Here is a 4,036-nt window from a genome sequence, read left to right on the forward strand (position 1 = left end):
GCGTCGGTCGGCGGCGGTGCTCGGCGGGTGGTTCACGGCACCAGCCTGCCGCACCGGACCAGCCAGGACGCACCGCAGCCCACGACCGGTGCGGTCGTGGGCTGCGGCGGGGTCGGGCGAGGGGTCAGAGGGCGGCCTCGTCGGTCTCGCCGGTGCGCACGCGCACCACCGAGTCGACGGGGACGACCCACACCTTGCCGTCGCCGATCTTGCCGGTCTGGGCGGCTGCCGTGATGGTGCTGACGACCGTCTCGACGTCGGCGGCGTCGACGACGACCTCCAGACGGATCTTCGGCACGAGGGTGACGTCGTACTCCGCCCCGCGGTAGACCTCCGTGTGGCCCTTCTGCTGGCCGTAGCCGCTGGCCTCGGTGACGGTCATGCCGGCGACGCCGGCGGACGCGAGGGCCTCGCGGACCTCTTCCCACTTGTGCGGCTTGATGACCGCGGTCACGAGCTTCATCATCAGACTCCCGTCTTGAAGGGCGAACCACCGGAACCGCCGGTGTAGTCGTACGCGGACTCGAGGTGCTCGACCTGGTCGATGCCGGAGACCTCGTCCTCCGGGTCGATGCGGAAGCCGATCGTCATGTCGATCAACTTACCGATGATGTACGTGAGCACGAACGAGAAGACCATGACGACGACGGCCGCCAGCACCTGCTTGCCGAGCAGCTCGGCGTTGCCACCGTAGAAGAGGCCGTCGACGGGCGCACCGCCACCGGGTGCCGTCGTGGCGAGGAAGCCGATGAGGATGGTGCCGATGAGGCCGCCCACGAGGTGCACGCCGACGACGTCGAGCGAGTCGTCGAAGCCGAGCTTCCACTTGAGGCCGACCGCTGCCGCGCACACGACGCCGGCGACGAGGCCCAGGATGACCGACCCGAACGGCGACAGCGCACCGGCGGCGGGCGTGATGGCGACGAGGCCGGCGACGGCACCCGACGCGGCGCCGAGGCTGGTGCCCTTCTTCTCCTTGAGGAACTCGTAGGCGAGCCAGCCGACGATCGCACCGGCGGTGGCCACCGCGGTGTTGACGAAGGCGAGACCGGCCAGGCCGTTCGCGCCGACCGCGGAGCCGGCGTTGAAGCCGAACCAGCCGAACCAGAGGAGACCGGCACCCAGCAGGACGAACGGCAGGTTGTGCGGCCGCATCGGGTCGCGCTTCCAGCCGGTGCGCTTGCCGAGCACGAGGGCGAGGGCCAGACCGGCCGCACCGGCGTTGATGTGCACCGCGGTGCCACCGGCGAAGTCGACGGCCTCGAGCTTGGTGGCGATCCAGCCGCCGTTGTCGCCGAAGTCGAAGACCCAGTGCGCGACGGGGAAGTAGACGACGCTGACCCACACGACCACGAAGACGATCCAGCCGGCGAACTTCGCACGGTCGGCGATCGCGCCGCTGATGAGGGCGACGGTGATGATGGCGAACATCAGCTGGAACCCGGCGAACACGAACTCGGGGATCGTGCCGTAGGCGGTGTTCACGCCGATGTTGAGGAACCCGAGCCGCTCGACGCCGCCGATGAGGCTGTTGCCGCCGGGGCTGAACGCGAACGAGTAGCCGTAGAGCACCCACAGCACCGGCACGATGGCCAGCGCGGCGAAGCTCATCATCATCATGTTGAGCACGCTCTTCGCGCGCGTCATGCCCCCGTAGAAGAACGCGAGCCCGGGCGTCATGAGCAGCACCAGTGCGGCGCTGGCCAAGATCCAGGCGGTGTCGCCGGTATCCATGGAACCTCCGTGAGACGTGATGGGACGGCGCGCCTCCCGGCAGCGCCACGTCACACGATGGACGTCGGGGATTACCTCTGCGGCAGCGTCGCGTTTCGCTCAGGTCACGAGTTCGGCCGCTGCGTTACGGGCGTGTTACGTCCTCACGCCAGCAGGGCGTCGACGAACTCCTCGGCGTCGAACGGCGCGAGGTCGTCGGCCCCCTCGCCGAGACCGACGAACTTGACCGGGACGCCGAGCTCGCGCTGGACGGCCACGACGATGCCGCCCTTGGCCGTGCCGTCGAGCTTGGTGAGCACCACGCCGGTGACCTCCACGACCTCGCCGAAGACCTGCGCCTGGCGTAGCCCGTTCTGGCCGGTGGTCGCGTCGATGACGAGCAGGACCTCGGTCACGGGTGCCTGCTTCTCGGCCACGCGCTTGACCTTGCCCAGCTCGTCCATCAGGCCCGCCTTCGTGTGCAGGCGACCCGCCGTGTCGATGACGACGACGTCGGCGCCGGTCTCGAGGCCCTGCTTGACGGTGTCGAAGCCGACGCTGGCGGGGTCGCCGCCCTCGGGACCGCGCACGACGTCGACGCCGACGCGCTGGCCCCACGTGCTGAGCTGGTCCGCCGCGGCGGCGCGGAACGTGTCGGCCGCACCGAGCACGACGGTGCGGTCCTCGGCGACGAGCACGCGCGCGAGCCGGCCGACCGTCGTGGTCTTGCCGGTGCCGTTGACCCCCACGACGAGCACGACGCCGGGCGTGCCCTCGGGACCCTGCAGCGCGAGCGAGCGGTCGAGGGTCGGGTCGACGAGGGCCACGAGCTCCTCGCGGAGCGCCCGACGTGCGGCCTCGGGGTCGGTGATGCCCTCGACGCGCACCCGCGTGCGAAGCCGGTCGACGAGCTCGGTCGTGGGACCGACGCCCACGTCGGCGGCGAGGAGCGTGTCCTCGAGCTCCTCCCAGGCGGCGTCGTCGAGGTCGGCCCGGCCGAGCACCGCGAGGAGGCCGCGGCCGAGCGAGGAGTTGGAGCGGGCCAGCCTGGCGCGCAGCCGCACCAGACGCCCCTGCGCCGGCTCGGGGCGCTCGACCGTGGTCGTCGGGGCGGCTGGGGCCGCCGGCTGGTCCTTCTCGTCGGCAGGGACCTCCTCGAACGGCGGCTCCTCGTCCTCCGACGGGAGGTGGGGCTCCGGGTGCTCGGGGTGCTCGATGTACTCCTCGGTGATCGCGTCGAGGTCGCGCGGAGGCGGGAGCTCGCCCCGACCACGGCGCACGAGGAGGGCGGCTCCACCACCGAGGACGACGACGGCGACGGCGATGAGGGCGACGAGCAGCTCGGTGTTGGTCACCGGACCACCCTAGGACGTCGGTGCGGCGAGGGCTGCAGGTCGACCCGCTGCGGGTACCGCGCGACGACCTCCGGGGCGTGCGACACGACGACGACGGTGTGCTCGGGCGCCAGGGCGTCGACGTCGTCGAGCAGGGCGCGGGCGGTCTCGCCGTCGAGGTGCTCGGTCGGCTCGTCCAGCACGAGGACGCGGTGTCCGGCCAGCAGCATGCGGGCGAGGCCGAGCCGCTGCCGTTCCCCGCCGGAGACGCGCGAGCCACCCTCGCCGAGCACGGTGTCGAGCCCGTCGGGCCACGAGGCGACCGTGTCGGCGAGCCGCACGCGGCCGAGCGCACGCCAGAGCGTGGCGTCGTCGGCGCGGGGGTCCGCGACGCGCAGGTTCTCGCGCACGGTCGTGTCGAACAGGACGGTGTCCTGCTGCATCCAGCCGACCACGGCGCGCACCTGCTCGCGGTCGAGGTCGAGCACGTCGACGCCCCCCAGCCGCACCGTCCCGCTCCGGGCCGCGACCAACCGGGACAACGTGGCCGCGAGCGTGCTCTTGCCCGAGCCGCTGGGGCCGGTGACGACCACCCGCGCGCCCTCGGGCACGTGCACGGTCAGGTCGCGGACGAGGTCGCCGTCCCAGCCGAGCGTGACGTCCTGCAGGTCCAGGGCGAAGCCGTCGGGCCGGGACGCACCGTCGACCGGGGCCCGCATCGGGTCGCTGCCCTCCTCCAGCAGGACGAGCCTGCGGCGTGCGGCCTGCACGCGCGGTCGCAGCCGCTCGGCCTCCGCCACGGCGTCCAGCACGTCGACCAGCCCGACCGGCGCGAGGAGCAGCACGCCGACGAGCGGACCGGTGAGACCCAGCGTCGGCCAGAGTGGGCTCGATACACCTCCCCTCGCTGGCGCTCGTGGAGGCACTCGACCAGCGGTAGGTTCCGCTGGTCGAGTAGCGGGGACGAGCTTGCGAAGTCCCTGCGTATC

The 4,036-nt window shown here is 72.2% G+C and carries 4 protein-coding genes; all 4 read right to left on the bottom strand.

What is annotated here, in order from left to right; all coding sequences use genetic code 11:
* Positions 1 to 124 precede the first annotated feature (124 nt).
* The 4 genes from NH339_RS17575 to NH339_RS17590 all read right to left on the bottom strand — a co-directional run bounded on the left by NH339_RS17575 (position 125) and on the right by NH339_RS17590 (position 3,892).
* Positions 125 to 463: a P-II family nitrogen regulator gene (locus tag NH339_RS17575; protein WP_067856575.1), complete on the bottom strand. Its 339-nt coding sequence runs from the start codon at positions 461 to 463 to the stop codon at positions 125 to 127.
* Positions 464 to 465: 2 nt separating this feature from the next.
* Positions 466 to 1,734 (bottom strand): ammonium transporter, encoded by a 1,269-nt coding sequence (locus NH339_RS17580; protein WP_253027292.1) that lies wholly within the window; start codon positions 1,732 to 1,734, stop codon positions 466 to 468.
* A gap of 143 nt (positions 1,735 to 1,877) precedes the next feature.
* Positions 1,878 to 3,068, bottom strand: coding sequence for a signal recognition particle-docking protein FtsY (gene ftsY / locus NH339_RS17585; protein WP_253027293.1), 1,191 nt, complete (start codon positions 3,066 to 3,068; stop codon positions 1,878 to 1,880).
* A complete protein-coding gene (locus tag NH339_RS17590) occupies positions 3,065 to 3,892 on the bottom strand; it encodes an amino acid ABC transporter ATP-binding/permease protein (RefSeq protein ID WP_253027294.1) in 828 nt (275 codons plus the stop codon). The genes ftsY and NH339_RS17590 overlap by 4 nt, the downstream gene beginning before the upstream one ends.
* Between the last annotated feature and the right edge of the window lie 144 nt (positions 3,893 to 4,036).

It is taken from the genome of Aeromicrobium sp. CnD17-E (assembly GCF_024124745.1).
Classification (GTDB): domain Bacteria; phylum Actinomycetota; class Actinomycetes; order Propionibacteriales; family Nocardioidaceae; genus Aeromicrobium.